Here is a 4,213-nt window from a genome sequence, read left to right as displayed (position 1 = left end):
GGTGGGGGGTGTGGCGCCCGCCGTTCTTGAAGCTGCGGAAGTTGGCGTCGTTCATCAGGCGGATATTACAGCGCTGGGAGCAATGGATGACCACGATGTCATCCTCGTTGAGGTGCTCGCGCTGGTGTACGAATTTCATGTTGCACTCCGCATTGGATCTGTCAGCAAATCAAAACGATACCATGATGTCGGTTACACTGTTGGTCTTCATGCCAGACCCAGGATAAAACTGCCATTCAAGGGAGCAAAATGGTCTGCGCGTGGTCATAGTCTTTTTTCCGTGGTGGAGGTGTGTTTGATGAAGTGGGTCGTAGCAGCGTTGGCAGTGACGCTGGGTGGCTGTGTGAGTGTGTCCGAGCTTGAGCGCAGCCCGGAAACCCTCAATGTGATTTCTGGCAAGAAACCCCAGGAATATGCCGATTGCGTGCAACAGCAATTGAGCGAAACCCGCGGGCAACTGGTGGTGGAAGAGCGCCACGATGGTCTGCGCCTGGTCGTGCCGCAAAAAGTCGGCTCCGGCCCGGCTGCGCTGGTGGATATCGACAAGCGTGGCAGTGGCAGCAGCATCAAGTTGTATGAGCGGTTGAACAATTTCCCGCTGCGCCTGGGTGATGTGAAGACGGCAGCGACACGCTGCATCTCCGGGTAAGACCTCGATCGAACTAACCGATTCAGCTGGCATCTAGCCATCTTTCTGCGTTGTAGCTCACGGCGTATAGGCCTACTATCCAAAGGCTTATACTTATTAAGCCTAAGCTTATAACAAGAAAATGGAGTCCGTGATGATCCCACTGGATCGCATCCTGATCAGCAGCCTGCTGCTGTTTTCTCTGCCTGCTGTACAAGCCGCCGACGGCCAAAAGATCTTTACCCAGGGCGGCCAGAACCCGGCCGCCATGGCCTGTCTGGGCTGCCATGGCCCGGACGCCAAGGGTATCGCGCCGGCGGGGTTCCCGCGCTTGGCCGGCCTGCCTGCGGCATACCTGAGCAAGCAGCTGCATGATTTTCAGAATGGCAGCCGCAAGCACCCGATCATGGAGCCGTTGGCCAAGGCCCTGAGCGCTGAGGAGATCCAGGCGGTCAGCGCAACCCTGGCGGCCATGCCCAGCGCACCGGCCGGCGACAGCCATCGCCAGCAAATGGCCGCCGATCCAGTCCAGAAGTTGGCGTTGTATGGCGACTGGAAACGCAAAATCCCCGGTTGTGTGCAGTGCCATGGGCCTGGAGGCGCGGGTGTTGGCGAGCATTTCCCACCCTTGGCCCATCAGCCGGCAAATTACCTGATTGCCCAGCTCAACGCCTGGCGCGACGGCAGCCGCAGCAACGACCCCAATCAGTTGATGGTCGGCGTGGCCAAGGCCATGACCGATGACGAAATCAAGGCTGTGGCCAACTATTTCGCCAACCCTGTCAGCCCGGAGGTCAAGCCATGAAACCGATGATTTTCGCCGCCTTGGCCCTGAGCCTTGGCACTGTTCACGCCGCCCCGATTGCCATGGAAGACCAGTCGCAGCTCAAGCCTGCGCCTGGCGCGCCAAGCTTCACCCCGCCTGCCGAGAGTGAGTTGCCTGACAATGCCTTCGGCAAGCTGGTCCGCGATGGCCATGCCTTGTTCGTCGATACCCGGCGGTTGATGCCGGACAATGTCGGCAACGGCCTTAACTGCAGCAACTGCCACCTCGACCAGGGCCGCCTGGGCAACTCGGCACCGCTGTGGGGCGCGTACCCGATGTACCCGGCCTATCGCAAGAAAAACGACAAGGTCAACACCTTCGCCGAGCGTATCCAGGGCTGTTTTCAATTCAGTATGAACGGCAAGCCACCAGCGGCTGACAGCCCACAGATGACGGCCTTGTCGGTGTATGCCTACTGGCTGGCGAGCAAAGCGCCAATCGGCGTCGAGAGTGCTGGCCGTGGTTACCCGGACGTACCGCAATCGGCTGAAGGCTATGACTTCAAGCGTGGTGAGCAGGTGTACCAGGCCCAGTGTTCCATTTGCCACGGGGCCAACGGCGAAGGGCAGAAAGTGGCCAAGGACTACGTGATGCCGCCGTTATGGGGTAAAGACTCCTACAACTGGGGCGCCGGTATGCACCGGATCAATACCGCAGCCTCCTTCATCAAGCACAATATGCCGCTGGGTAAGCCCGGCAGCTTGAGCGACCAGCAGGCCTGGGATGTGGCGGCGTACATCAACCGCCACGAACGGCCGCAGGACCCGCGCCTGGTAGACGGCTCGATCGAGAAAACCCGGCTGAAGTTCCATGCCAATGATGGCGTGAACCTCTATGGGCAGACGGTCGACGGCGTGTTGGTCGGGCAGGGCATGTAGGTAGCACAAAGCCTCTGGTGATGTGCCGGTGGTCTTTCACCGGCGCAATATTTATGATCCTGGGGAACTATCTACCCCAGGATTTCTCTATCATGGCATCGGCCGCCAGGTGGTGGGGCATTGTAAGGTGACCGCCGCCTGATTAGACTGCGCCGAATTTCGTACGCAAAGCCCTTGTTAAGGACGTATATGATCAAGAAATGCTTGTTCCCGGCAGCCGGTTACGGCACTCGCTTCCTGCCTGCTACCAAAGCCATGCCCAAGGAAATGCTGCCGGTGGTGAACAAGCCACTGATCCAGTACGGCGTTGAAGAAGCGCTGGACGCTGGATTGAACGAGATTTCCATCGTTACCGGTCGCGGCAAACGCGCCCTGGAAGACCACTTCGACATCAGCTACGAGCTGGAAAACCAGATCAAGGGCACCGACAAGGAAAAATACCTGGTCGGCATCCGTCGTCTGCTCGACGAGTGCTCGTTCTCCTACACCCGCCAGACCGAAATGAAAGGCCTGGGCCACGCGATCCTCACCGGTCGCCCGCTGATCGGCGACGAGCCGTTCGCCGTGGTGCTGGCTGACGACCTGTGCGTCAACCTCGAAGGCGACGGCGTGCTCAAGCAGATGGTCAAGCTGTACAAACAGTACCGCTGCACCATTGTTGCCATCATGGAAGTCGACCCGCAGGAAACCAGCAAATACGGTGTGATCGCCGGTGACCTGATCGGCGACGACCTGTACCGTGTACGCAACATGGTCGAGAAGCCAAAGCCTGAAGATGCCCCGTCGAACCTGGCGATCATCGGCCGCTACATCATGACCCCGGACATTTTCAAACTGATCGAAGAAACCGAGCCGGGCAAGGGTGGTGAGATCCAGATCACCGACGCCCTGATGAAACAGGCCCAGGATGGTTGCGTTATTGCCTACAAGTTCAAGGGCAAGCGTTTCGACTGCGGTGGCGCCGAAGGTTACATCGAAGCGACCAATTTCTGCTTTGAGAACTTCTACAAGACCGGCAAAGCGTACTGAGTCTGGTCGCTAGCGGTTTGATAAAGCCACCTTCGGGTGGCTTTTTCTTGTAGCTTGTAGCTTGAGACTTGCAGCTTGAGAGCATCGAGATGACCTACGATTTTGATCTGTTCGTGATTGGTGCCGGGTCTGGCGGTGTGCGTGCTGCGCGCTTTGCCGCAGGCTTCGGTGCGAAAGTGGCGGTTGCCGAAAGCCGCTACCTGGGTGGCACCTGTGTCAACGTTGGCTGCGTGCCGAAAAAACTGCTGGTCTACGGCGCACACTTTGCCGACGATTTCGAGCAGGCCGCAGGCTTTGGCTGGTCGCTGGAAGATGCCCAGTTCGACTGGGGCCAGCTGATCGCCAACAAGAACCGCGAGATCGAGCGGCTCAACGGTATCTACCGCAACCTGCTGGTCAACAGCGGCGTGACCCTGCTCGAAGGCCACGCCAAGCTGACCGGCGCCCATGAGCTGGAAATCGATGGCCAGCGCTACAGCGCCGAGCACATCCTCATTGCCACCGGTGGCTGGCCGCAGATCCCGGACATCCCGGGCAAGGAACTGGCGATCAGCTCCAACGAGGCGTTCTACCTCAAGGACCTGCCCAAGCGCGTGCTGGTGGTCGGCGGCGGCTATATCGCCGTGGAATTTGCCGGAATCTTCCAGGGCCTGGGGGCCAAGACCTCGCTGTTGTACCGCGGCGACCTGTTCCTGCGCGGCTTCGACGGCGGGGTGCGCGAGCACCTGAAGGACGAGCTGCAAAAGCGCGGCATGGACCTGCAGTTCAACAGCGACATCCAGCGTATCGAGCGCCAGGACGACGGCAGCCTCAAGGCTACCCTCAAGGATGGCCGCGAACTGGTGGCCGACT

General features: G+C 59.3%; 5 protein-coding genes and 1 pseudogene. 5 read left to right on the top strand and 1 reads right to left on the bottom strand.

The window, feature by feature from the left end; translation table 11 throughout:
* A partial coding sequence (locus UW3_RS29705; RefSeq protein WP_010223921.1) for a DUF1883 domain-containing protein occupies nucleotides 1-139 on the bottom strand: 139 nt, incomplete at its 3' end.
* A 159-nt stretch (nucleotides 140-298) separates the two neighbouring features.
* Here UW3_RS29705 and UW3_RS0117245 point away from each other — a divergent pair.
* From UW3_RS0117245 to UW3_RS29700, 5 genes and pseudogenes are all read left to right on the top strand, one after another.
* The gene (locus UW3_RS0117245; protein WP_010223918.1) at nucleotides 299-649 is read left to right on the top strand and encodes a hypothetical protein; all 351 of its coding nucleotides are present in this window, start codon (nucleotides 299-301) and stop codon (nucleotides 647-649) included.
* A 133-nt stretch (nucleotides 650-782) separates the two neighbouring features.
* Nucleotides 783-1,433: a c-type cytochrome gene (locus tag UW3_RS0117240; RefSeq protein WP_010223916.1), complete on the top strand. Its 651-nt coding sequence runs from the start codon at nucleotides 783-785 to the stop codon at nucleotides 1,431-1,433.
* Complete coding sequence (locus UW3_RS0117235) at nucleotides 1,430-2,332, top strand: c-type cytochrome (RefSeq protein ID WP_010223915.1); 903 nt, start codon at nucleotides 1,430-1,432, stop codon at nucleotides 2,330-2,332. The genes UW3_RS0117240 and UW3_RS0117235 overlap by 4 nt, the downstream gene beginning before the upstream one ends.
* 189 nt (nucleotides 2,333-2,521) lie before the next feature.
* Nucleotides 2,522-3,361: a UTP--glucose-1-phosphate uridylyltransferase GalU gene (gene galU, locus UW3_RS0117230; RefSeq protein WP_010223914.1), complete on the top strand. Its 840-nt coding sequence runs from the start codon at nucleotides 2,522-2,524 to the stop codon at nucleotides 3,359-3,361.
* An 89-nt stretch (nucleotides 3,362-3,450) separates the two neighbouring features.
* A pseudogene (locus UW3_RS29700) lies at nucleotides 3,451-4,213 on the top strand (FAD-dependent oxidoreductase); the annotation flags it as partial.

It is taken from the genome of Pseudomonas donghuensis (assembly GCF_000259195.1).
GTDB lineage: Bacteria > Pseudomonadota > Gammaproteobacteria > Pseudomonadales > Pseudomonadaceae > Aquipseudomonas > Aquipseudomonas donghuensis.
The sequence above is the reverse complement of the archived record's forward strand: the minus strand, read 5'-3'. Positions and strand labels throughout refer to the sequence as shown.